Below are 23,309 nucleotides of genomic sequence, written 5' to 3'. Positions count from 1 at the left end.
CCGAAAGGGTGCACCATGCTCGATGAATTCAAGAAATTTGCGCTGAAGGGCAATGTCGTCGATCTCGCCATCGGCGTGATCATCGGCGCCGCCTTCGGCAGGATCGTCGACTCGCTCGTCAACGACATCATCATGCCCTTCATCGGCGCGCTCGGCGGCGTCGATTTCTCGAACTACTTCATCGGCCTGAACACGGCGGTGACCGCTCCGACGCTGGTCGAGGCCAAGAAGCAGGGCGCGGTCCTTGCCTATGGCAACTTCATCACCATCGCGGTCAACTTCATCATCATTGCCTTCGTGCTCTTCCTCGTGGTCAAGGCGATCAACAAGCTGCAGAAGAAGGAGGAGCCGAAGGCGCCGGCCGCCAAGCCCGACGACGTGGTGCTGCTGGGCGAAATCCGCGACCTTCTGAAGCAAAGGCAGGTCTGAGGCCGCACCGGCCGCCCCATTCATCACGGCGGCCGATCGACCCGATCTCGCGATTTCATGCCTCTGCGAGCCGCCATGCGGTAAAGGAGAGGCATGCAAGCCACGAGGTCACGACCGATGAACATCGCCACTTTGCCGGGCAGCACGCTGGTTTCCGATCTGCGACCGGAAGCCCTGAACGCACCCGAAAGCGGCATCGTCGAGGTGATGAACTATGGCCGCCTGCGCGAGGGACTGATCCCGCTCTGGGTCGGCGAAGGCGATTTGCCGACGCCGCAGTTCATCCGCGACGCGGCGGCCCGTTCGCTCGCCGCAGGCGAGACCTTCTACACCTGGCAGCGTGGCATCCCCGAGCTGCGCGAGGCCTTGGCGCGTTATCATGAGCGCGTTTATCGCGGCCGCTTCTCGACGGAGCGCTTCTACGTCACGGGCTCGGGCATGCAGTCGCTCCAGATCGCGGTCAGGATGATCGCCGGCGAGGGCGACGAGCTGATCATCCCGACGCCCGCCTGGCCGAACTTCGCCGCGGCCGTGGGCGTCGCCGGTGCCAGGGCCGTCTGCGTGCCGATGGATTACGCTGAGGGACGCTTCACGCTCGATCTCGGCAAGATCGAGGCTGCGATCACGCCGAAGACGCGCGGAATCTTCGTCAATTCGCCCTCGAATCCAACAGGCTGGACGGCGACACGCGCCGAGCAGGAGGCGCTGCTGGCGCTCTCCCGCAAGCACGGAATCTGGATCGTCGCCGACGAGATCTATGGCCGCTTCGTCTATGACGGACAGGCACGCGCACCCTCCTTCCACGACATCATCACACCGGAGGACCGCGTCATCTTCGTCCAGACCTTCTCGAAGAACTGGGCGATGACCGGCTGGCGCATCGGCTGGATCGAGGCTCCGGAGGCCTTCGGGCAGGTGATCGAGAACCTGATCCAGTATTCGACCTCGGGTTCGCCGGTCTTCATCCAGCGTGGCGCGGTGGCGGCGCTTGACGAGGGCGAGGGCTTCGTCGCCGAGCAGATCGCGCGGGCGGCCGAAGGGCGGCGCATCGTCTTCGAAGGGCTGAAGGCGACGAACCGCGTCTCGCTCTCGGCTCCCGTCGGGGCGTTCTACCAGTTCTTCTCGGTCGATGGCCGCAGCGATTCGGGCAAGCTCGCCAAGGATCTCGTCGATACTGCCAATGTCGGCCTGGCGCCCGGCACGGCCTTCGGCCCCGGCGGGGAGACGGGGCTGCGCCTCTGCTTCGCCCGGAATTCAGCCGATCTGACCGAGGCCGTGGCCCGGCTGCAGAAGGCGATCGCGGCGCTTTAAAAAGAGGGAAGGGGCTGCATTGCGCTGCCAGCGCAACGCAGCCCTGCGCGCCCCCGGCTCTGCGCGCGGTTGACCGCTTCCCTTGTCGCAGCCATGAACGCGCCCGCGGCCGCTTCCTTGCGGCGCCGCGGAGCGCGATGAAACCCTTCGGCTATCCTCGGAACAGGCTGGCGATCCTCTGGCGCGAGGCCCTGATCATCGCGCTCGCGGCGGTCGGCGGCGGCCTGTTCTCCCTGCTCGGCATGCCGGCCGCCTGGCTTTCGGGCTCGATGCTGCTGAGCGCGATCGTCTCTCTGATCCGTCCGCTGCCCAGCCTGCGCCGGCCCTGGTTCGATTCGACCATGGTGCTCTCCGGCACGATCCTGGGCTCGGCCGCCACGCCTGAGGCCCTGGCTGCCGCTGCGCGCTATCCGGCCTCGCTGGCGATTCTGCTCGTCGGCGTCGCCGTGATCATGATCGCGACCGGCGCCTATCTGCGCCATGTCGCGCGCTGGCCCTGGATCGACGCTTTGCTTGCGGCGGCACCGGGCGCGCTGTCGACGGTACTCGCCATCGCTCAGGCGAAGGGCGCCAATATCGGGCGCATTTCGGTGGTGCAGCTTTTCCGCCTGCTGGTGCTCGTCGCGCTGCTGCCGACCGCGATGCAGCTGTCCGGGACGGCAGCCGGCGCGCCCGCGCCGATCCTCATCGCGGTCGGGCCGGGGACCATGCTGGGCGTGACGATGGCGGGGCTCGCGCTTGGCCTCGTCTTCGATCGCATCGGGCTGGCGGCGCCGCTGATGTTCGGCGCGACCTTCGCCAGCGCCATCCTGCACGGAACCGGATTGGTCGAGGGCTCGCTGCCGCAGCCCATCCAGATCGCCGTTCAGGTTCTGCTTGGCTCGACCATGGGTGGTCGCATCGCCCAGATCCCGCGCAGCGAGTTGAAGGGCCTGTTCCCGCTTGCGATCGGGGGCTTTGCCGTGTCGATCGGCGTCGCCTTCCTCTTCGCCTGGCCGGCGGCCTGGCTGGCCAATGTCTCCTATGCCAGTGGCATGGCGGCTTTCGCGCCGGGCGGGCTGGAGGCCATGGCGATGCTCGCCTTCGCCATGGGGCTGGACACACTCTATGTCGGCGCACATCACCTCGTGCGCTTCGTCATCATCGGCCTCGCCATGCCGCTCGTGCTGGCCCGGGTGAAGGGCGAGCCGCCGCGCTGAAGACGCGGGACCGGCTAAAGCGAAAGGCCCGCATCCCAATAGGGCGTCGCTCCGTAAAGCTCGGCGAGATAATCCACGAAAGCGCGCACCTTCTGCTCGAGGTGGCGGCGGCTGGGGTAGACAGCATAGACCGCGACCCTGGAACCGACCGCATAGTCCGGAAGCACGCGCGCCAAGGCCCCCGATTTCAGCTCCGGCCCCACATCCCAGGTCGAGCGCAGCGCGATGCCGACCCCGGCGAGGAGCGCCTCGCGCACCACTTCGCTCGAATTGGTGCGCAGCGGCCCGGCGACGCGGACCTGGACGGGCCCACCCGGCCCGTCGAGACGCCAGTGATCGGCGTTGTGGGCGATCAGGGTGTGGCGGGCGAGATCGCCGATCGCCGCCGGCACGCCATGAGCCGCAAGGTAGTCCGGCGTGGCGCAGAGCACGCGGTGGTTCGGGGCCAGGCGCTTGGCGACGAGGCTCGAATCCTGCAGGTCGGCGATCCGGATCGCAAGATCGAAGCCTTCTCCGACGACATCGACGAAAGCGTCCGACAGGACCAGCTCGACGCCGACCAGCGGGTTGGCGTCGAGGAAGCGCTTGAGATGCGGCGCGACATGCATGCGCCCGAAGGAGGTCGGCGCCGAGACCTTGAGCGTGCCGCGCACCTGCCCGGCTCCGCTCGAGACCCACGCTTCGGCCTCCTCGATCGAGGACAGGATCGAGACGACGCGCTCGTAGAAGCCTTGGCCTGCCTCCGTCAGCGCCAGTTGGCGCGTGGTGCGCTGGAGCAGCCGCACGCCCAGCCGCTCCTCCAGCCGGCGGATGCGCTTCGAGATCACGGCCGGCGACAGATTGAGCTCGCGCCCGGCCGCCGACATGCCTTTCGCCGTCACGACATGCGCGAAGACGTCGAGATCACCGAACCGGTCCATCTGTGGCCCACCTTTTCCATTTCGGAAATAATGGCTGGCTTCGATGACGGTGCAAAGCCTGTCGGAATTGGTCTAGAGTTGCCTTCGCCGCATCAGTCATCCGAGAAGCCATGTCTGCGATTGCATTTCCCGTGCCCGATGCCGGCATCCTGGCGCGCCGCGATGCCATCGTCGCGGGGCTCTCCGGCCTCGTCCCGCCCGCTTCGCTGATCACCAGCGCCGACGAGCGCCGCCCCTACGAGACCGACGCGCTCACCGCCTATCGCCGCATGCCGCTGGCCGTGGTCCTGCCCGAGACGACGCAGCAGGTTGCGGCCGTGCTGCGCTATTGCCGCGATGCGGGCGTGCCGGTGGTGCCGCGCGGCGCCGGGACCTCGCTGGCCGGCGGGGCGATCCCGCAGGAGGACGCGGTGGTCGTCGGCGTCTCGAAGCTGAACCGCATCCGCGAGATCGACTATGCCAACCGCATCGCCCGCGTCGAGGCCGGCGTCACCAACCTTGCGGTGACGGGCGCGGTCTCGGCCGAGGGCTTCTTCTATGCGCCGGACCCGTCATCCCAGCTCGCTTGCTCGATCGGCGGCAATATCGGCATGAACTCGGGCGGGGCGCATTGCCTGAAATACGGCGTGACGACCAACAACGTGCTCGGCGTGACGCTGGTCACGCTCGACGGCGAGATCGTCGAGATCGGCGGCGGCCATCTCGATTCCCCCGGCTACGACCTGCTCGGCCTGATCAACGGTTCCGAGGGCCAGCTCGGAATCGTCACCGAGGCGGTGGTGCGCATCCTGCGGGCGGCGGAAGGGGCCCGGCCGGTGCTGTTCGGCTTCCCGACCAGCGAGCAGGCCGGCGCGGCGGTGGCCGCCATCATCGGTGCCGGCATCATCCCGGTCGCGATGGAGTTCATGGACAAGCCGGCGATCGAGATCTGCGAGGCCTTCGCCCATGCCGGCTACCCGATGGATGTCGAGGCGCTGCTGATCATCGAGGTCGAGGGCTCCGACACCGAGATGGACGCCCAGCTCGCCCGCATCGTCGCCATCGCGCGCGAACACGGCGTCAGCACGGTCAAGGAATCGAAGTCGGCGATGGAAGCCGCCGCGATCTGGAAGGGCCGGAAGTCCGCCTTCGGCGCCACGGGACGCATTGCCGACTACATCTGCATGGACGGCACCATCCCGACCGGGCAGTTGCCCTATGTGCTGAAGCGCATGGCGGAGATTGTGAAGGGCTACGGTCTGCGCGTCGCCAACGTCTTCCACGCGGGAGACGGCAATCTCCACCCGCTCATCCTCTACAACTGCAACGATCCGGTCGAGGCGCAGAAGGCCGAGGATGCCGGCATGGACATCCTCAAGCTCTGCGTCGAGGTCGGCGGCTGCCTCACCGGCGAGCATGGTGTCGGCATCGAGAAGCGCGACCTGATGACGTTCCAGTTCAACGAAGCCGACCTCGCCCAGCAGATGCGGGTGAGGGCGGTGTTCGATCCCGGCTGGCTGCTCAACCCGGCCAAGGTGTTCCCGCTGGAAGGACGGGTGGCGGCGTGATCATCCACACACCCACCACCGAGGCCCAGGCCTGCGCCATCGTGAAATCTGTGATCGATTCGCGCGTTCCGCTGTCGATCCGCGGCGGCGGCACGCGCGCGGGGCTCGGACGCCCTGCCCAGGCCGCGAGCACGCTGTCGAGCGCGGGCCTGACCGGCATCACGCTCTACGAGCCGTCCGAGATGGTCATCGCCGCCCGTGCCGGCACGCCGCTCGCCGAGGTTCAGCAGACGCTCGCAAGCCAGGGCCAGATGCTGCCTTTCGAGCCGATGGACCACCGTGCCCTCTATGGCAGCGAGGGCGAGCCGACGATCGGCGCGGTCGCCGCCTGCAACATCTCCGGCTCGCGCCGGATCAACGCCGGCGCCGCGCGCGATTCCCTGATCGGCGTCCGGCTGGTCAATGGCCGCGGCGAGATGATCAAGTCAGGCGGGCGCGTGATGAAGAACGTCACCGGGCTCGATCTGGTGAAGCTCGTCAGCGGCAGCCACGGCACGCTCGGCTTCCTGACCGAGGTCACCTTCCGGGTGCTGCCCAAGCCGGAGCGGATCGCGACGCTGCAATGGCGCGGCCTGTCCGACGAGGTGGGCGTTGCGCTGCTGGCCAAGGCGCTGGGCTCGCCGTTCGAGCCGATGGCGGCGGCGCATCTGCCGGCGGGAATCGCGGGCCCGGAAGCGCTGACCCTGCTGCGTCTGGAGAATTTCTCCGCCTCGATCGACTACCGGGGCGGCGAACTCGCGTTGCTGCTCGGCGACTATGGCGTGCCCGATCGGCTGGAGGGCGAGGCCATCGCCGCGCTTTGGCGCTCGATCCGGGATGCCGCGATCTTCGCCGGCTCGCGCGAGGCGGTCTGGCGGCTCTCCCTGAAGCCGTACGATGCGCCGCCTGCGGTCGCTGCGATCAAGCGCGCGCTGCCGGCTGCGCGCTGTTTCTACGACTGGGGCGGCGGGCTGGTCTGGCTCGGCATTCCCGGCGTCGGCGATGCCGGCGCGGCTGTCATCCGCGCGGTCATTCAGTCGCTCGGTGGCCATGCCACGCTGGTGCGCGCGCCCGATGCTCTGCGCACTGCCGTCGGGGTCTTCCAACCGCTGGCCGGGCCGCTGATGCGCCTGACCGCCGGCATCAAGACGAGTTTCGATCCCGCCGGCATCTTCGAGCCCGGCCGGATGTATGCGGGGATCTGATGGCGCTCGCCGACACGCTTTCCAGCAATGCTTCCAGCGCGCGTCGCGACTGGGCACCGAACCGCCTGAGGCCTTGGGCGGTGGGTGCGCTCGCGGCGCTGCTCGTTGCGACTGCTGCCGGCATCCTGCTCTGGATGGGGCGGGAGGCCATCTGCAAGTGCGGGACGATCAAGTTCTGGCAGGGGATCGTCCAGTCATCCGAGAACTCCCAGCACATCGCCGACTGGTACACCTTCTCCCACGTTATCCATGGATTTCTGTTCTACGGGCTGTTCTGGCTGATCCGCCGGCTGACGGGCCTGCCGATCTTCTTCGGGCTGGCGCTGCTGCTCTCGATCGTCGTCGAGAGCGCCTGGGAGATTGCGGAGAACTCTCCGGCCGTGATCGAGCACTACCGTTCTGCCACCATCTCGCTGGATTATTACGGCGACAGCGTTCTTAACTCTGTCAGCGACATCCTCTCGATGGTGATCGGCTTCCTGATCGCGTGGGCCGTCCCGGTCTGGCTGACGGTCACCGGCGCGCTCGCGATGGAGCTGATCGTCGGCTGGCTGATCCGCGACAACCTCACCCTCAACGTCATCATGCTGCTCTGGCCGATGGACTGGATCAAAACCTGGCAGGGCGGGGCCTGACGCAATGCAAACCAACTTCACGCCCGAAGGCCTCAGCTCCGATCCGCGCATGCCGGCCTCGGAGAAGATCCTCCGCACCTGCGTGCATTGCGGCTTCTGCACCGCCACCTGCCCGACCTATCTGCTGCTGGGCGACGAGCTCGATTCCCCGCGCGGGCGCATCTACCTGATCAAGGACATGCTGGAGAACGGCAAGCCGGCCACGCCGGACGTGGTGAAGCATGTCGACCGCTGCCTCTCCTGCCTCTCCTGCATGACGACCTGCCCTTCCGGCGTGCATTACATGCACCTCGTCGACCATGCCCGCGCGCATATCGAGGAGACATATACCCGCTCCTGGCACGACCGGCTGCTGCGCAAGGTCCTGGCGGCGATCCTGCCCTATCCCGGCCGCTTCCGCGCGGCGATGCTGGCGGCGCTGTTCGCCAAGCCTCTGGCTCCGGTGGTCGGATGGCTGCCTGTGATCGGCCCGCGGCTGAAGGCGATGCTGGCGCTCGCGCCGTCCCGCCTGCCCACCCGCTCGACGATGGAAGGTCCGCAGGGCTTCCCGCCGCCGGCAGAGCGCAAGCGCCGCGTCGCGCTGCTCTCCGGCTGTGCTCAGCCGGTGCTCGACCCGGCGATCAACGAGGCGACCATCCGCCTGCTCACCCGCCACGGCGTCGAGGTGGTGCTGCCGAAGGGGGAGGGCTGCTGCGGCGCGCTCGTCCACCATATGGGGCAGGAGCACGATGCGCTTGCCTTCGCGCGCCGCAACATCGACGCCTGGACTGCGGAGATCGAAGGCGACGGCCTGAACGCCATCGTCATCACCGCCTCGGGCTGCGGCACGACGATCAAGGATTACGGCTTCATGTTCCGCAACGAGCCCGCCTATGCCGAGAAGGCGGCGCGCGTCTCGGCGCTGGCAAAGGACGTCACCGAATTGCTGGAGACGCTGGAGCTGGCGCCCATCCGCGACGTCGCGATGCCGATCGCCTATCACTCCGCCTGCTCGATGCAGCACGGCCAGCAGCTCAAGGATGGGCCGAAGCGCCTGCTCACCGGCGCCGGCTTCAAGGTGAAAGAGGTTCCGGAGGGCCATATCTGCTGCGGCTCGGCCGGCGTCTACAACATCCTGCAGCCGGAGATCGCGGGAAAGCTGCGCGAGCGCAAGGTCGGCAATATCGAGCGCACGAAGCCGATGCTGGTCGCGACCGGCAATATCGGCTGCATGACCCAGCTCGCCAAGGGCTTCGCCGACAAGGGCGCCACCACCCCGGTGGTCCATACGGCGGAGCTGCTCGACTGGGCGACCGGCGGCCCGCTCCCGGAGAAGCTGGCGCGCGCGGGCATCGCCGACCGGCCGCTGCGCGAAGTGAGGCTGGCGGCGGCGGAGTAGACACGCACGTCATGCTCGGGCTTGACCCGAGCATCTCGGGCCGAGAGAGGCTCCAGCGCTAGTCCGTCCAGAGCTTCTCGGGTCTGCGTGGCGGTTATCCCTGGGCCGACCAAAGGTCGGACCCGAGGGCTCCGCCGGAGAATGACGGGCGGCGGCTTGCCCCATCCGCCCGCGCAAGCTACCGAACGGTCCAAACCCGACACCGAAAAACACGAAACGAACGCCCATGTCCGCCGAAAAGCCCGCCCCCGCCAAGCTGAAGGCCCGCCAGCCGCGCGGCTTCGTCGATCGTGGTCCGGCCGATGTCGCCGCCACCGAGCGCATGCTGGCGGTGATCCGCGAGAGCTTCTCGCGCTATGGCTTCGATCCGGTCGAGACGCCCTTCGTCGAATACACCGACGCGCTCGGCAAGTTTCTGCCCGACCAGGACCGGCCGAACGAGGGCGTCTTCTCCTTCCAGGACGATGACGAGCAGTGGCTCTCGCTGCGCTACGATCTGACCGCGCCGCTCGCCCGCTATGTCGCCGAGAATTACGACGCGCTGCCGAAACCCTATCGCAGCTACCGCGCCGGCTATGTGTTCCGCAACGAGAAGCCGGGCCCGGGCCGCTTCCGCCAGTTCATGCAGTTCGACGCCGATATCGTCGGTGCGGGCTCGGTCGCGGCCGATGCCGAGATCTGCATGCTCGCCGCCGACACGATGGAGGCGCTCGGCATCAAGCGCGGCGACTATGTCGTCAAGGTCAACAACCGCAAGGTGCTCGACGGCGTGATGGAGGCGATCGGGCTGGGCGGTGAGGGGAATGCCGGCCGCCGGCTGACGGTGCTGAGGGCGATCGACAAGTTCGATAAGGTTGGAATTGAGGGCGTCCGCGAGCTTCTTGGCAATGGTCGGATGGACCCAAGCGGGGATTTTACGAAGGGGGCGGGCCTTGGCGCCGATCAAGCCGATCCAATCGTGAGACTGCTCAGCTCTTCAAGTGACACCGCTGCAGCGCTCGACATCATCAAGGAAATCGCGGGTGGCTCTCCGACTACGGAGCAGGGCTTCCAAGAACTCGATGTTATCGCGCGTCTCGTAATTGCGGCTGGCTACAGCAAGCAGGTGATTGTCGACCCCTCCGTCGTCCGCGGCCTCGAATACTACACCGGCCCGGTCTACGAGGTCGAACTGACCTTCCCGGTCACCAATGAGGACGGGCAGGTCGTGCGCTTCGGCTCGGTCGCGGGTGGCGGGCGTTATGACGGGCTGGTCGGCCGCTTCCGGCCTGAGCCTGTGCCGGCGACGGGCTTCTCGATCGGCGTCTCGCGGCTCTATTCGGCGTTGAAGGCGGTGAAGTCGCCCATCGTCGATGCCAGGAACGAACTCCCGCTCGTCGTCGTCACCACCATGGACAACAAGTCGCCGGAGTTCATGCCGGGCTATCAGGCCTTCGTCTCGACGCTGCGCCAGGCGAAGGACGACAACGGCAAGCCGCTCTGCCGCGCCGATCTCTATCTGGGCTCATCCGGCTTCAACGCCCAGATGAAATATGCCGACCGCCGCGGCGCGATCTGCGCGGTGATCCAGGGCTCGTCGGAGCGCGAGGCCGGCACGGTCGTGATCAAGGACCTGATCCTCGGCGCCGAACTCGCTGCCGCCTCCCGCGACGTGAAGGATTCCGCCGAGCACAAGGCCAAGCAGGCGGAAGCGCAGTTCTCCGTGCCGGTCGAGGGGCTGGTCGCGGGTGTGAAGACGGTGCTGGCGCGGCACGGGTGACGACACGCGTCATGCTCGGGCTTGACCCGAGCATCTCCTGCAAGAGATTCTCGGGTCTGCGCTACGCTTCGCCCGAGAATGACGTGAACCTTGAACCGTCCTTCGTCTACATCATGACGAACAAGCCGAGAGGTACATTGTACCTCGGCGTGACTGCCGATCTTGTTCGGCGCGTGAGCGAACACAAGCAACTCACCGGGCGGTCGTTCACTGCGCACTACAATCTCGATAAGCTGGTCTGGTTCGAGCAGTTCGATCACATCGATCTTGCCATCCAGCACGAGACGAGCCTGAAGCGCTGGCTGCGCGCCTGGAAGATCGACCTTGTCGAGAAGGCCAATCCGGGTTGGCGTGACCTGTTCGAGGACATCTATCCGACGTCATTCTCGGACGAAGCGTAGCGGAGACCCGAGAAGCTCGGGCAGGAGGAGGTGAGGGCGCCTCTGTCGGCCCGAGATGCTCGGGTCAAGCCCGAGCATGACGCACGCTCCCGCGGCCGCTGAAATCCCATTCACCCATTTCCCTCAAATCCCTCGAAAATCCCGCGCGCCGCTGCTAGGACAGCGCCCGCAACAGGATGATCCAGCCTTGCCCGCAAGCCGTGCCAGCATCGACACCGTGATCGCGCTCCTCGCGGGGGAGGGCTATGCCCGTGCCGAGCCCGCCATCCTGCAGCCGGCCGAGGCCTTTCTCGATCTCTCGGGCGAGGATATCCGCCGCCGCATCTTCATGACGCAGGATGCCGATGGCCGCGACTGGTGCCTGAGGCCCGAATACACCATCCCCGTGGCGCTCGATCACATCGCCTCGGGCTCGACCGAGCCGGCGGCCTATACCTATGCCGGCCCCGTCTTCCGCATGCGCTCCGGGGAGCCCGGCGAGTTCCAGCAGGCAGGGCTTGAATCCTTCGGGCGGACCGATTTCACCGCCACGGACGCCGAGATCATGGGCCTCGCCATCGAGGCCGTCGCCGCGCTGGGCCTCAGCGCGCCGCGCATCCTGATGGGCGATGTCGCGCTGCTCGGCGCGCTGCTCGACCGGCTGGCCGTGCCGCAGGGCGCGCGCCGTCGTCTCGTCCGCGCCATCGTGCAGGGCAAGGGCAGCGAGGCCGTCGCCGCGCTCGATCCGCCGGTGGCCGAGGGCGAGACCGCCCATGCCGGCCTGCTCAAGGCGTTGGAGGGTCAGGACCCCAAGGCCGCACGGGCCTTCGTCGAGGACGTGCTGTCCATCGCCGGCATCTCGACGGTGGGCGGGCGCAGCGCCGCCGACATCGCCGAGCGCTTCCTGGCCCGTGCGGCCGAGCGCGAGAACCCCGTCAACGACGACGTCAAGACGCTGCTCGGTCAGGTGCTCGCCATGACGGGCGATCCCGATAGCGCATCGGCGGGCCTGCGCGCCCTCGCCGACCAGGCCTCGCTCGATCTCGCCCGCGAGCTCGACGCCTTCGACGAACGCACCGGCTTTCTCGCCGCGCGCGGCGTCGATGTCGGCGCGATCCGCTTCACAGCCGGCTTCGCCCGCAATCTCGACTACTACACCGGCTTCATCTTCGAGCTGCACGATCCCGCCCGCGAGGACGCCAGGCCCGTGGCTGGCGGCGGGCGCTACGACAATCTGCTCGGCCGTCTTGGCGCGGGCCGGGCTGTCCCGGCCGTGGGCGCCTCGCTCTGGCTCGACAGGCTGACGGGTGCGTCGGACAAGGGAGCTTCGGCATGAGCCAGACCGACGCACAACTCGTCCTCGCGGTGCCGTCCAAGGGACGGTTGCAGGAAAACGCCACCGCCTTCTTCGGCCGCGCGGGCCTGAAATTCGTCAAGGCGAGCGGGGAGCGTGGCTATCGCGGCACCATCGCCGGCGTGCCCGGCGCCGAGGTCGCGTTCCTTTCGGCCTCCGAGATCGTCTCCCAACTCGCTTCCGGTGCAGCCCATCTCGGCATCACCGGCGAGGATCTGGTGCGCGAGCAGCTCTCCGATGCGGATGCGGCGGTCGAAATGCTGACCCCGCTCGGCTTCGGCCACGCCAATGTCGTCGTCGCGGTGCCGCAGGCCTGGATCGACGTGCGCAGCATGGCCGACCTGGAAGATGTCGCCTCGACCATGCGCGCCCGCCATGGCCGCAAGCTGCGCGTCGCCACGAAATATGTGAACCTCACCCGCCGATTCTTCGCCGAGCATGGCCTGGCCGATTACCGGATCGTCGAAAGCCTGGGCGCGACCGAGGGCGCGCCGGCGGCCGGCACGGCCGAGATCGTCGTCGACATCACCACGACCGGCGCGACGCTCGCAGCCAATGCGCTCAAGGTGCTCGACGATGGCGTGATGCTGGCCTCGGAGGCCAATCTCGTCGCTTCGGTGCGCGCGCCCTGGAGCGAGACCGCCAAGGCGGCGGTCCGGACGATCCTCTCGCGCATTGCGGCGGAAGAGGAGGCGCGGACCATTCGGGAGGTCCGCGCGAAGCTCGATCTCGATGCGTCCGGGCTCGCGGCGCTGGCGGCGGAGGCTGGCGCACGCCTGCCCTTCGGAGCCGCGGCTGCCGGCGCCCCCGCCACGCTGCACTGCCTGGAGAAGACGGTCTTCGCCCTGGTCGAGCGGCTGGAGCGTGCCGGTGCCGACGACATCACCGTCAGCGCGCCGGCCTATGTCTTCCGCCGCTCCAACCGGTTGCTGGAGCGGCTGACGAGCCGCATCTGATCGCATTCTGTGGCCGGGCGCCGCCGCCCGGTTCATCCCGCCTTGATCCCGGAGCAATTGGCCTCTAGGCGTTAACTTTATCGGCGCAAGGCCGCCGCTCGCGTGAATGCAGGTAAGACGATCATGATTCGACGCCTTGGCTTTGCGGCCGTCCTCGTTGCAATGGGCGTTTCGATGCTGGCGCCCCATCAGGCCGAGGCGCAGAGCCGGCGCAAGCAGCCGCCGCCGTCCAACGACCCCGCTCAGATGCCGATCGCGCCGGTTGAAAAGGTCTTTCCGCTGGGGGCGAGCTGGAGCGTCGTCGAGTTCAACGGCAAGGACGTCTATGACCGCCGCGCCACGCTGATCGTCGACCAGAACCTGCGCGGCACCGGCTTTGCCGGCTGCAACACCTTTTCGGCCGCTGCCTATCCTCTGCGTCAGCAGGGTTTCGCGGTGGGCCCGATCGCGGTGACCAAGCGCTCCTGCGACAGCAACACGATGGCGTTCGAAAAGGCCTTCCTGCTCGCGTTGCGCGGCACCCAGAAGTGGGAGATGGTCAACGGTCAGGTGATCCTCAGCGGCTCGCAGGGCAAGATCACGCTGCGCCGCTCGATCTGAGCGCCGCCGATAGGCCGCGCAGCCGTGCCGTCGTCATGGGCTTGACCGGACCTCGGGGCGTCGAAGCTCGGCGATAGAGCCCGGAACGGCGCTGGTTCGCCTCCCCTCCGGGATGACGTGGTGTCCTCGCTGAAAATCGGTTCGCCTTAGGCGCCTGCTGCCTTCGCCATCGCTTTCGGCGTGAACGTCCCGTCGCCATTGGGCTCCATGGCGATGATGTCATCGTGCATCTCGCGCAAGGTCGAGCGGTGGCCGATCGAGACGACCGTGGTCAGCGGCAGTTCCTGCCGGATCAGCGCGTAGATCTCGTTCTCGAGCTTCTCGTCGAGCGAAGCGGTCGCCTCGTCGAGGAACAGCCAGTCGGGCCTCGCCAGAAGCGCCCGCGCCACCGCCAGCCGCTGCTGTTCCCCGCCGGACAGGCGCTGGCCCCAGAAGTCGACCTCGTCCAGCTTGTCGGCCAGATGCGGCAGCTTGACCTTGGCCAGCGCGTCGCGCAGCGCAGCCTCCTGGAAGGCGCCCGGCTCGGCCGGATAGGCCAGCGCCGCCCGCAGCGAACCCTGCGGCAGATAGGGGCGCTGCGGCAGCAGCAGCGTGCTCGCTCCCTGCGGCGTCGAGATGCGGCCCTCGCCGTAGGGCCAGGCGCCCGAGAGCGCACGGAACAGCGTCGACTTGCCGGAGCCGGACGGTCCGACGACGAGCGTCGAGCGCCCGCCCTGCAGGGACAGGCTGCTCGCATTCACGATGGGCGCGCCGTTCGGCAGAGTCAGCGCCAGCCGGTCGATCGCCATGTCTCGGCCGGCCGCGGGGGTGATCGCCAGCGCCGCCGCGCTGCCGCGCACGCCCTGCGCATCGGCCTGCGCGATGGCCGCCTCGAAGGTCGTCAGGCGGTTGATGGAGGCAATGTATTGCGCGATCGTCTGGTAGCGGTCGATGAAGAACGACATCGCCGTCTGTACCCGGTCGAACGCCGTCGCGACCTGCGTCATGATGCCGAGCGTGATCTTCCCCGCGAAGTAATGCGGCGCCAGCAGCAAATAGGGCACCACGACGTTTGCCTGCGCGAAGGAGAGGGTGAAGGTCGTCAACCTGACGCGCGCCCAGATCAGCCGATAGAAGTTGGTGACGATCTCGCCGAAGCGCTGGCTGAGATGGCGCTGCTCGGTGGCTTCGCCGCGCATGAGCGCGATCTGCTCGGAATATTCACGCAGGCGCGCCAGCGAGAAGCGGAAATTCGCCTCGCGCCTTTCCTGCTCGAATTCGAGCGGGATCAGGGTGCGGCCGATCATGTGGGCGATCCAGGTTGCCGCCACCGAGTAGATCAGCGCCATCCAGAAGATGAAGCCGGGCACGGTGATGTCGGTGCCGGGGACCGTGCTGGCCACCGGGATGGACCACAAGATGATCGAGAAGGAGACCAGCGTGGAGACCTGCGTCAGCAGCGGCAGGGCGTAGTTGTAGGTCTGGTTAACGAAGGAGCGCGTGTCTTCAGCGATACGCTGGTCGGGGTTGTCGGAGGTGCCGGCCAGCGCGATGCGGTAGTGATTGGCATTGCGCAGCCAGGCGGCGCTGAAGCTCTCGGCCATGTGCCGGCGCCACCGGATCAGCAGCGCGTAGTTCGCGACCATCTCGATCAGGCTCGAGATGACGGCAATGGCCGCCCAGACGCTGAAGACATAGATCAGCTGGTACCAGAACGAATTCGCATCCTTCTCCTGGATCGCGTTGTAGAAGTCGCGGTTGAAGAAGGAGAGCCGCAGCGAAATGCCGACCTGAAGCTGGTTGATCACCACCAGGAAGATCAGCATCATGATGCCGAGCCGGCCCGTCGCGATGCGAAACGGCCTCAGCAGCGTCGCCGTCGTCGGCGCTGGATCCTCGAAATAGGGCGAGGCGATCCGCGCGATGCGCCGGATCGCCGGCACGAAGGAAATCGCGTAGACGGTGATGCCGAACACCGCGATGGTGATCGGCAGGCTGCTCGGGGGAGCCAGCGCGGCCAGCGATGCAGGCCAGAACCCCGATTGAGCTAGCAGCGCTGCCCCGCCGGTGACGAGATATTCGACCGCGAAGATCGTCGAGAAGATCCGCAGGAAGGTGGCGATCGTGATCGCGCGCCAGGTCGCCAGGGCGAGGATCAATCCTGCCGCTCCCAGCCCCATGATTCCGCCAGCCTCGGTCTTGAGGCCAATCGCCAGCGCGACGGCCGCGAGCGCGGCGACGAGAATGCTCAACAGGCGCATAGGCTGAAGTCCTGGGCGAGAAGATCCGACGGCCCGCTGGGAGCCGTGATTCGGACCATGTCGCAGAGGTCGCGGCCGTTCAATGGCGCAGGTTCAAGATGAGCGAATTGTCATCTGCCGGAAGGCACCAGGTCGGGTGACGGGCCGGCTGCGCGTCAGTCGCGCCGCTTCTTGCGCTGCGCGTCGAGGTCCTCGATCACGGCGATGACGTCGAGATAGTCGTCATGCCGGGCCGGCGCATAGCGGGAGATGTGGCCGTCGGTGAAGGTCTTCCAGATGTCCGGCGCCTCGTCCTTCATCGCGTTCATCGCCGCGACGAAGCGGGTCTTCAGCGCCTCGGGAAGGTTGGCCCGGGTGCAGAACGGGCTGGCCGGGATGAGTGGCGAGGTCCAGATCACCCGCGTCGAGCCCTGCGGGATCATCTTCCGGCTGGCGAGGCGCTGCGCGACGCCGGCTTCCGCATTGACCTGATAGGTCGCGACCCCGTCGAACTGCCCGCGCACCAGCGCCAGCACCGAATTGTCATGCCCGCCGGAAAACACGGTGGCGCCGAAATGACTCTGCGGATCGACCCCTTCCTTGCGCATGAAATAGGAGGGAAAGGCGAAGCCCGAGGTCGAGTTCGGATCGGCGAAGGCGAAGGTCTTGCCCTTCAGATCGGCGAGCGAGCGATAGGGGCTCTCGCTGCGAACCAGGATAACCGAGAAATAGCCTTCCTGGCCGTGCTGGTCGACATCGCGGAAGAGCGGCTGGAGGCGGTCGCCGAGAACGCGCCGGCCGAGCGCGTAGACAGCCGGGCCGAACCTCGCGAATTCGATCTGGTCGGCGCGAACCGCCTCGACCAGGCCGGCGTAGTCGGAGACGCGGTAGAGCTTGGCAGGCACGCCCAGCTTGCCGGAGAGATAGTCCATCAGCGGCTGATAGCGTGCGATCGCGCCCGCCTCGTTCTCGGCGGAGGAGACGCCGATCCGCACTTCGGGAACGCTGCGCCGCCAATCCTCCTGCGCCAAGGCAGGCAGGGTGGCGCTGGCGCCAAGACCGGCCAGAAGCGCGCGGCGTGTGAGCATGGGCTTGTCTCCGTTGGAGACGAGCACAGCAGTCACGGATTGCGCCGGTGCGACGGTTCCGTGTCGCTTTCGTCATCGGGCTCGTTCCGAGCCTCAAGAAAAAGAGGCCCGGCTTGCGCCGGGCCTCTCCTGTTCGCTTGCGAGAAGCTGGACGTCCTCAGAAGTCCATGCCGCCCATGCCGCCGCCGCCCATCGGGGGCATCGGGGCGTCCTTCTTCGGAAGGTCGGCAACCATCGCCTCGGTGGTGATCAGCAGGCCCGCGATCGAAGCCGCGTCCTGGATCGCCGTGCGCACGACCTTGGTCGGGTCGATGATGCCGGCCTTGACCAGATCGCCGTATTCGCCGGTCTGGGCATTGTAGCCGTAGGTGTAGTCCTTCGACTCGAGCAGCTTGCCGATCACGACCGCGCCGTCATCGCCGGCGTTGTCGACGATCTGGCGGGCCGGAGCCATGATCGCCTTGCGGACGATCTCGACGCCGGTCTTCTGGTCGTCGTTCTGGGTCTTGATCGACTTCACGGCCTGGAGCGAACGCAGCAGGGCGACGCCGCCGCCCGGCAGGATGCCTTCTTCCACCGCGGCGCGGGTGGCGTTCAGCGCATCGTCGACGCGGTCCTTCTTCTCCTTGACCTCGACCTCGGTCGCGCCGCCGACGCGGATGACCGCGACGCCGCCGGCGAGCTTGGCCAGACGCTCCTGGAGCTTCTCACGGTCGTAGTCCGAGGTGGTCTCCTCGATCTGGGCCTTGATCTGGCCGACGCGAGCCTCGATGTCCTTCTTCTTGCCGGCGCCGTCGATGATCGTGGTGTTCTCCTTCTCGATGCGCACGCGCTTGGCGCGGCCGAGCATGTTGAGCGTCACGGTCTCGAGCTTGATGCCGAGGTCTTCAGAGATCATCTGGCCGGCGGTCAGGATCGAGATGTCCTCGAGCATGGCCTTGCGGCGATCGCCGAAGCCCGGAGCCTTGACGGCCGCGACCTTCAGGCCGCCACGGAGCTTGTTGACGACGAGCGTGGCGAGAGCCTCGCCCTCGACGTCCTCGGCGATGATGAGCAGCGGCTTGCCGGTCTGCACCACGGCCTCGAGGATCGGCAGCATCGCCTGCAGCGAGGACAGCTTCTTCTCGAAGATCAGGATGTAGGGATCTTCCAGCTCGGCGACCATCTTCTCCGAGTTGGTGATGAAGTAGGGCGAGAGGTAGCCGCGGTCGAACTGCATGCCCTCGACGACGTCGAGCTCGGTCTCGGCGGTCTTGGCCTCCTCGACGGTGATGACGCCCTCGTTGCCTACCTTCTGCATGGCCTTCGAGATCATCTCGCCGACCGACGAGTCGCCGTTGGCCGAGATGGTGCCGACCTGCGCGACTTCGGCGTTCGAGGTAACCTTCTTCGAGTTCTTCTTGAGATCGGAAACGATCGCCTCGACCGCAAGGTCGATGCCGCGCTTCAGGTCCATCGGGTTCATGCCGGCCGCAACCGACTTGGCGCCTTCGCGGACGATCGCCTGGGCGAGAACCGTGGCGGTGGTGGTGCCGTCGCCGGCATGGTCGTTCTGGCGCGAAGCGACTTCGCGGACCATCTGGGCGCCCATGTTCTCGAACTTGTCGGCGAGCTCGATCTCCTTGGCGACGGTGACGCCGTCCTTGGTGATGCGCGGAGCGCCGAACGACTTCTCGATCACGACGTTGCGGCCCTTCGGACCCAGCGTGACCTTCACGGCATTGGCGAGGATATCCACGCCGCGCAGCATCTTGTCGCGGGCTTCAGTGCCGAATTTGACGTCTTTGGCAGCCATGAGAGCTACTCCTTGAACTTGAAACGGAAGAGAGCGGTCAGGCGGCTATCAGCCGACGACGCCCATGATGTCGGATTCCTTCATGATCAGGAGGTCCTGACCGTCGATCTTGACCTCGGTGCCCGACCACTTGCCGAACAGGACGCGGTCGCCCTTCTTGACGTCCAGGGCAACGAGCTTGCCGGCCTCGTCACGCGCGCCGGAACCGACGGCGATGACCTCGCCCTCCTGGGGCTTTTCCTTGGCGGTCTCGGGGATGATGATGCCGCCCTTGGTCTTCTCTTCGCTGTCAAGGCGACGGACGACGACGCGGTCATGCAACGGACGGAACTTCATGGTTCTGTCTTCCTCTCGGTATCATTCGTTTCGGGTGCCGCGAAGGGGCCCCGGCTGGCTGTTAGCAGTCAATGTACGGGAGTGCTAACAGGTGAGGCGGAGATAGGCTCGGCCCTGCTGAGAGTCAAGAAAGCAGCGCGCGATAAAGTGAACGCCCGGTCGGCCAAGTCTGCTTCGAGGCTGCGGCGCACCTCAGAACACGCTAACATGGCGACATGACGACACCCGCGCCCGATCCGCGTCTCGACGACATCGCTCGCTCCTGCGTGGCGCTGCATGTGCGGATGACGGCGCGCGCCGTCACCCGTGCCTATGACGAGGCGATGCGTCCGAGCGGGCTGAAGATCACGCAGTTCGTTCTGCTCTCGGCGCTGAGCACGGGCCAGTGGAAGTCGATCACCGAGCTCGCCGAGCGCTTCGCTCTGGAGCGGACCTCGCTGACCCGCAACCTCCAGCTTCTGGCGGCCGAGGGGATGGTCGAGCCGGTCGAATGCCGCGGCCGGGCGGCGATCTATGGGGTGACCGACAAGGGCAGGGCGGCCATCGAGGCCGCGATCCCCCACTGGCGTGCCGCGCAGGATAAGATCGAGGGCGCCGTCGGTCCGGAGCGCTGGCGCGAGACCCGGGACGGGCTCAGGGCGCTGCGCCGGGCGGCGCGCCAGAGCGACTGACGAAGGGCTCCCGTGGCCAGGTTGACGAGCTAAGCTCCGCCCGATATCGTGTAGATACACCATAAAGGAGCGGATATGGAACGCGTTTTCGGGGTGGTCGGCCGTGAGACCTTGCTCGCCGAAGACGGGCTCTCCTTCATCCGCGGCATCATCGAGGGCAGGCATCCGGCCCCGCCCTTCGCGCAGGCCTCCGACATCGATCTCATCGAGGCGGAGGAGGGCCGCGTCGTCTTCAGCGGCCGTCCATCCACGCGCTTCTTCAACCCGCTTGGAACGGTTCATGGGGGATGGACGGCGACGATCCTGGATTCGGCGATGGCCTGCGCCGCCCATGCGACGCTGAAGCCGGGCGAGGGCTACACCACCCTGGAGCTGAAGCTGAACTATGTGCGCCCGGTCATGCCGGAGAGCGGCACGGTCCGCTGCGAGGGGCGGCTGATCCATCGTGGCGGGTCGGTCATCACCACGGAAGGCAGCCTTCACGACGAAGCCGGCAGGCTGCTCGCCCATGGCACGGAAACCTGCCTCGTCCTTCGTCCGCAGCCGCCGAAGCAGCCTAGCGCCGGCTGACCGCGACGGCCCCGGCGACGATCAGGACAGCGCCCGCGAGCGTCGTGTAGAGCGGCACCTCTGCAAAAAAGAAGAAGCCGAGCAGGCTGGCCCAGATCAGCGCCGTATATTCGATCGCCGCGAGCTTCGATGCGGCCGCGCGGGCATAGGCCGATGTCAGCATGAGATGGCCGGACACGCCCAGCACACCGGCTGCGGCATAGAGCGCGAGGTCGGTCCAACTCATCGGCTGGAGGACCTGTAGCGCCGGGATCGCCAGCACCAGAGCCGGGCCGACCGCCTGGAAGGCGACGATCACGGTCGGGTGCTCGCGCGTCGCGATCCGCCGCAGCAGGATCAGGTTGAAGGCGTAGCTGACTGCCGAGAACAGCGCTGCCGCGACACCGAGCCCGGCGCCGCCGACATGACCCTGCAGGCGCGGCCAGACCATTACCAGCATACCGGCGAGGCCGAAGCCGAGCGCCTGCAGAACGCGCCGATCGATCCTCTCCTTCAGCAGCAGCCCGCCGAGCAGCGCTACGAAGACTGGCGCGAGAAAGGAGAGGGTGAGGGCCTCCGCCAGCGGAAGCACCGAAATCGAATAGAAGAAGCTGCCCGCCGTCATGACGACCAGCGGGACGCGCGCCAGATTGCCGATCAAGCTCGCGCGTGTCGGGCGGGGCGGGCGCACAATGGCGAGGACGATCAGCGCCGTCGCGCCGCCCATCACGAAGCGCATGAACAGCGCGAGCAGGAAGCCGTGCTGCTGCATCTGCCCCTTGATCACCGCATCCATGGCGGTGAGGAGGGCGATGCCGAGTGCGGCCCGCAGCGCGGTGGAAATGCTCATCGGGCGTCGCCGAGCGGCAGGCGGAAATGATATTCCCAAGTTTCGGAGACGTCGGCGAGATAGCGTTCGCCCGGCCAGCGCCGGAAGCCGAGCTTCTCGTAGAAGCGGTGTCCGCGTGCGAAGCGCGTGTCCGACCACAGCATCATCTCGGAGAAGCCCCCCGCCCGCGCGAAGCCGTGCGCCTCCGCGAACAGGGCCTGCGCCAGGCCGGAGCCGCGAAAGGCCGGATCGGCATAGACCTTGGTGATCTCGACCGCGTTCTGGCTGGGCACCGGCGTGGCGGCAAGCGAGCCCGCAATGCCGCCGCCCGGAGCATCCGCCACCCAGAGCCGCCCGCCCTTCGCCGCGAAAGCGCTTGCGGGCTGGCGCAATTCCGGAAATTCGTCCCAGACGAAATGGCAGTTCGGATATTCGGCAAAGCTCGCGGCGATCAGCGCCGCCAGCGGCTCGGAATCGGCATCGGTCGCGTCGCGGATGGTGGGCAGGCTCGTCATGCCCCGCCTCTAGGTGCAAATGCAACGATTGCAAAGGCGGCCGGCCGCATCCCGGCATGCCGGCGCCGCAGGGGTCCACGCGAGCGGCCCGCCCGGCTCTCTCTTGGAAAGAGCCCCGCCAACCGGTAGGTCAGATTCGCGCCAGTCCGACCGCGCATGAGTCGGGGCTGCCCACAAGGCGAGATGAACGTTCCGCGATGACCGTCCTTTTGCCCTTCGTCATCAATGCGGGCTTCAATTTCGCGCTGGGGCTGCTGATCGCCCTGTTTCTCGGCCCCGCTGCCTTTGGGCTCTACGCCATCGCCGCCGCGACCGTGATCCTGATCAACACGGCGGGGCTGGACTGGATCAAGCTCTCGGCTGTGCGCTTCTATTCCGAGCAGGCCCGCACGAGCCAGCCCGGCACTCGCGCCACGCTCGACCTCATTTTCGCCGGTGCCGCGCTGGCGCTCTGTACGCTGCCGATCCTCGCCTATGCGACAGGCCTCGATCTCGGCCTGCCGCCGGCACTGCTGGCGGCGGCGATCTTCGCCGGCGTCGGTGCCGGCTGGTTCGAATATCACGGGGCGATCGCCCGCAGCCGTTTTCTCGACCGGGTCTATGCGCGGCTGATCCTGGTGCGCAGCGTCGTCGTGCTGCTCTTCATGGTCGGCGGCGCCTGGGCGACGCGGGATCCGGTGGTGGTGGTGCTGGGCGGTCTCCTCGGCACCATCGTCTCCGTGCTGAGCGTGCGCGGCCCGCTCTCCGATGGCCCGCTGGCACCGCGACTGTTCCGCCGCGATCTTGCGCGCGATTTTCTGCGCTACGGCCTGCCTCTGGTCGCCGGCAACGCCGTCTATTCCCTGATCCCGCTGATCAACCGCGGCTGGCTGGCCGATGCCCAGGGCTTGGCCGAGGCCGGCTATTTCTCGCTCGCCTCCGATATCGGCCTCAGGCTCTTCGGCACGCTCGGCGCCACGATCGAGATCGTCGCGCTGCGGCATGTGCTGAACCTGGGCGAAAAGGAGGGGCGCCAGGTCGCGCTTGCCCAGGTCTCGCGCAACATCGTCGTGGTGCTCGCGGTGGTTCTGCCGGCTGCGGCCGGGCTCTGGGTCGTGCTGCCGGCCTTCGAGGCACTGCTGGTGCCGCCGGAGTTCCGCGGGCGCTTTGCCGCCCATCTTTCGCTTCTGCTGCCCGGCTTCGCGGCCCTCGCGATCTTCCAGGCGGCGCTCTATCCTGTCTTCCTTCTCGACAAGCGCACGCTGGTCACCACTTTGGCCGCGCTGCTGGGGTTGGCCATCAACCTTGCGGTGGTCTTTACGCTCTCGGCCACGTTCGGCCGTTTCGCTGCCTCGCTGGCGCAGAGCGCGGCGTTTCTGGCGGTACTGCTCCTGACGGCAGTCCTCGTGCTGCGCGCCTTGCCCTGCCTGCCCTCGTTGAAGGACCTCGCTGCGATTGTTGCGGCGACGGGGCTGATGGCGGCGCTGCTGTGGCCGCTCCAGGGCCGCTTCTTCGCTCCGCTGGAGTTGCTGCTCCAGGGAGCGCTCGGCGTCGCGATCTATGGCGGGCTGGTTCTCGCCTGCGACGTCGCCGGTTGGCGCGGGCTGCTGCTGCGTCGTCTGCGCCGGCACGGATGATCGGCCAGGCAACACGGCCTTAACCCTGTCGGTTCGCCG

At 67.2% G+C, this 23,309-nt stretch carries 22 protein-coding genes; 15 read left to right on the top strand and 7 right to left on the bottom strand.

From position 1 onward, the window contains the following. The first annotated feature begins 15 nt into the window (after positions 1-15). The 3 genes from mscL (at position 16) to BW981_RS03320 (ending at position 2,939) form a co-directional block, all read left to right on the top strand. Positions 16-429: a large conductance mechanosensitive channel protein MscL gene (gene mscL / locus BW981_RS03330; protein WP_076436170.1), complete on the top strand. Its 414-nt coding sequence runs from the start codon at positions 16-18 to the stop codon at positions 427-429. A 117-nt stretch (positions 430-546) separates the two neighbouring features. Beyond that, positions 547-1,740, top strand: a complete 1,194-nt coding sequence (locus BW981_RS03325) for a pyridoxal phosphate-dependent aminotransferase (protein ID WP_076436168.1) — start codon at positions 547-549, stop codon at positions 1,738-1,740. A 137-nt stretch (positions 1,741-1,877) separates the two neighbouring features. Beyond that, on the top strand, positions 1,878-2,939 hold the full coding sequence (locus BW981_RS03320; RefSeq protein WP_076436165.1) for an AbrB family transcriptional regulator: 1,062 nt from the start codon (positions 1,878-1,880) through the stop codon (positions 2,937-2,939). A 14-nt stretch (positions 2,940-2,953) separates the two neighbouring features. Here BW981_RS03320 and BW981_RS03315 read toward each other — a convergent pair whose 3' ends face one another. Beyond that, complete coding sequence (locus BW981_RS03315; protein ID WP_076436162.1) at positions 2,954-3,859, bottom strand: LysR family transcriptional regulator; 906 nt, start codon at positions 3,857-3,859, stop codon at positions 2,954-2,956. A 110-nt stretch (positions 3,860-3,969) separates the two neighbouring features. Between BW981_RS03315 and BW981_RS03310 the strand changes: the two genes are divergently transcribed. The 9 genes from BW981_RS03310 (at position 3,970) to BW981_RS03270 (ending at position 13,652) form a co-directional block, all read left to right on the top strand. Next, positions 3,970-5,406: an FAD-linked oxidase C-terminal domain-containing protein gene (locus BW981_RS03310; protein ID WP_076436159.1), complete on the top strand. Its 1,437-nt coding sequence runs from the start codon at positions 3,970-3,972 to the stop codon at positions 5,404-5,406. Next, on the top strand, positions 5,403-6,590 hold the full coding sequence (locus BW981_RS03305) for an FAD-binding protein (RefSeq protein ID WP_076436157.1): 1,188 nt from the start codon (positions 5,403-5,405) through the stop codon (positions 6,588-6,590). Before BW981_RS03310 ends, BW981_RS03305 begins: the two co-directional genes overlap by 4 nt. Continuing rightward, positions 6,590-7,225 carry a DUF2585 domain-containing protein gene (locus BW981_RS03300; protein WP_076436154.1) on the top strand — a complete coding sequence of 212 codons (636 nt, stop codon included), beginning with the start codon at positions 6,590-6,592 and terminating at the stop codon, positions 7,223-7,225. Before BW981_RS03305 ends, BW981_RS03300 begins: the two co-directional genes overlap by 1 nt. Positions 7,226-7,229: 4 nt before the next feature. Next, a complete protein-coding gene (gene glcF, locus BW981_RS03295; protein ID WP_076436152.1) occupies positions 7,230-8,603 on the top strand; it encodes a glycolate oxidase subunit GlcF in 1,374 nt (457 codons plus the stop codon). A 226-nt stretch (positions 8,604-8,829) separates the two neighbouring features. Next, positions 8,830-10,362: a histidine--tRNA ligase gene (hisS, locus tag BW981_RS03290; RefSeq protein WP_076436150.1), complete on the top strand. Its 1,533-nt coding sequence runs from the start codon at positions 8,830-8,832 to the stop codon at positions 10,360-10,362. A gap of 113 nt (positions 10,363-10,475) precedes the next feature. Beyond that, positions 10,476-10,763 carry a GIY-YIG nuclease family protein gene (locus BW981_RS03285; protein WP_076436795.1) on the top strand — a complete coding sequence of 96 codons (288 nt, stop codon included), beginning with the start codon at positions 10,476-10,478 and terminating at the stop codon, positions 10,761-10,763. Positions 10,764-10,950: 187 nt separating this feature from the next. Beyond that, complete coding sequence (locus BW981_RS03280; RefSeq protein ID WP_076436146.1) at positions 10,951-12,078, top strand: ATP phosphoribosyltransferase regulatory subunit; 1,128 nt, start codon at positions 10,951-10,953, stop codon at positions 12,076-12,078. Next, positions 12,075-13,052: an ATP phosphoribosyltransferase gene (gene hisG / locus BW981_RS03275; RefSeq protein WP_076436144.1), complete on the top strand. Its 978-nt coding sequence runs from the start codon at positions 12,075-12,077 to the stop codon at positions 13,050-13,052. Before BW981_RS03280 ends, hisG begins: the two co-directional genes overlap by 4 nt. A gap of 123 nt (positions 13,053-13,175) precedes the next feature. Beyond that, positions 13,176-13,652 carry an META domain-containing protein gene (locus tag BW981_RS03270; protein WP_076436142.1) on the top strand — a complete coding sequence of 159 codons (477 nt, stop codon included), beginning with the start codon at positions 13,176-13,178 and terminating at the stop codon, positions 13,650-13,652. 146 nt (positions 13,653-13,798) lie between these two features. Here BW981_RS03270 and BW981_RS03265 read toward each other — a convergent pair whose 3' ends face one another. From BW981_RS03265 to groES, 4 genes are all read right to left on the bottom strand, one after another. Further along, positions 13,799-15,892 carry an ABC transporter ATP-binding protein/permease gene (locus BW981_RS03265; RefSeq protein WP_076436140.1) on the bottom strand — a complete coding sequence of 698 codons (2,094 nt, stop codon included), beginning with the start codon at positions 15,890-15,892 and terminating at the stop codon, positions 13,799-13,801. Between the two features lie 155 nt (positions 15,893-16,047). Then, positions 16,048-16,959 carry a phosphate/phosphite/phosphonate ABC transporter substrate-binding protein gene (gene phnD, locus BW981_RS03260; RefSeq protein WP_076436793.1) on the bottom strand — a complete coding sequence of 304 codons (912 nt, stop codon included), beginning with the start codon at positions 16,957-16,959 and terminating at the stop codon, positions 16,048-16,050. Between the two features lie 157 nt (positions 16,960-17,116). After that, positions 17,117-18,754 (bottom strand): chaperonin GroEL, encoded by a 1,638-nt coding sequence (gene groL, locus BW981_RS03255; protein WP_076436137.1) that lies wholly within the window; start codon positions 18,752-18,754, stop codon positions 17,117-17,119. A 48-nt stretch (positions 18,755-18,802) separates the two neighbouring features. Continuing rightward, on the bottom strand, positions 18,803-19,090 hold the full coding sequence (gene groES / locus BW981_RS03250) for a co-chaperone GroES (RefSeq protein WP_047576256.1): 288 nt from the start codon (positions 19,088-19,090) through the stop codon (positions 18,803-18,805). Positions 19,091-19,305: 215 nt separating this feature from the next. Between groES and BW981_RS03245 the strand changes: the two genes are divergently transcribed. Continuing rightward, positions 19,306-19,761 carry a MarR family winged helix-turn-helix transcriptional regulator gene (locus BW981_RS03245; protein ID WP_076436135.1) on the top strand — a complete coding sequence of 152 codons (456 nt, stop codon included), beginning with the start codon at positions 19,306-19,308 and terminating at the stop codon, positions 19,759-19,761. A gap of 75 nt (positions 19,762-19,836) precedes the next feature. Then, the gene (locus BW981_RS03240; protein ID WP_076436133.1) at positions 19,837-20,331 is read left to right on the top strand and encodes a PaaI family thioesterase; all 495 of its coding nucleotides are present in this window, start codon (positions 19,837-19,839) and stop codon (positions 20,329-20,331) included. Here the strand turns inward: BW981_RS03240 and BW981_RS03235 are convergent. Together BW981_RS03235 and BW981_RS03230 are read right to left on the bottom strand one after the other, a co-directional pair. After that, positions 20,318-21,160 carry a DMT family transporter gene (locus BW981_RS03235; RefSeq protein WP_076436131.1) on the bottom strand — a complete coding sequence of 281 codons (843 nt, stop codon included), beginning with the start codon at positions 21,158-21,160 and terminating at the stop codon, positions 20,318-20,320. The two genes, BW981_RS03240 and BW981_RS03235, sit on opposite strands and share 14 nt — an antisense overlap. Continuing rightward, on the bottom strand, positions 21,157-21,654 hold the full coding sequence (locus tag BW981_RS03230) for a GNAT family N-acetyltransferase (RefSeq protein WP_076436128.1): 498 nt from the start codon (positions 21,652-21,654) through the stop codon (positions 21,157-21,159). The genes BW981_RS03235 and BW981_RS03230 overlap by 4 nt, the downstream gene beginning before the upstream one ends. A 197-nt stretch (positions 21,655-21,851) precedes the next feature. Here BW981_RS03230 and BW981_RS03225 point away from each other — a divergent pair, with 197 nt between their 5' ends. Beyond that, positions 21,852-23,270 carry a lipopolysaccharide biosynthesis protein gene (locus BW981_RS03225; RefSeq protein ID WP_076436125.1) on the top strand — a complete coding sequence of 473 codons (1,419 nt, stop codon included), beginning with the start codon at positions 21,852-21,854 and terminating at the stop codon, positions 23,268-23,270. Positions 23,271-23,309 lie beyond the last annotated feature (39 nt).

The sequence above is a fragment of the Allobosea sp. TND4EK4 genome (genome assembly GCF_900156025.1).
Classification (GTDB): domain Bacteria; phylum Pseudomonadota; class Alphaproteobacteria; order Rhizobiales; family Beijerinckiaceae; genus Allobosea.
This window is presented reverse-complemented; position numbering and strand designations above follow the sequence as displayed.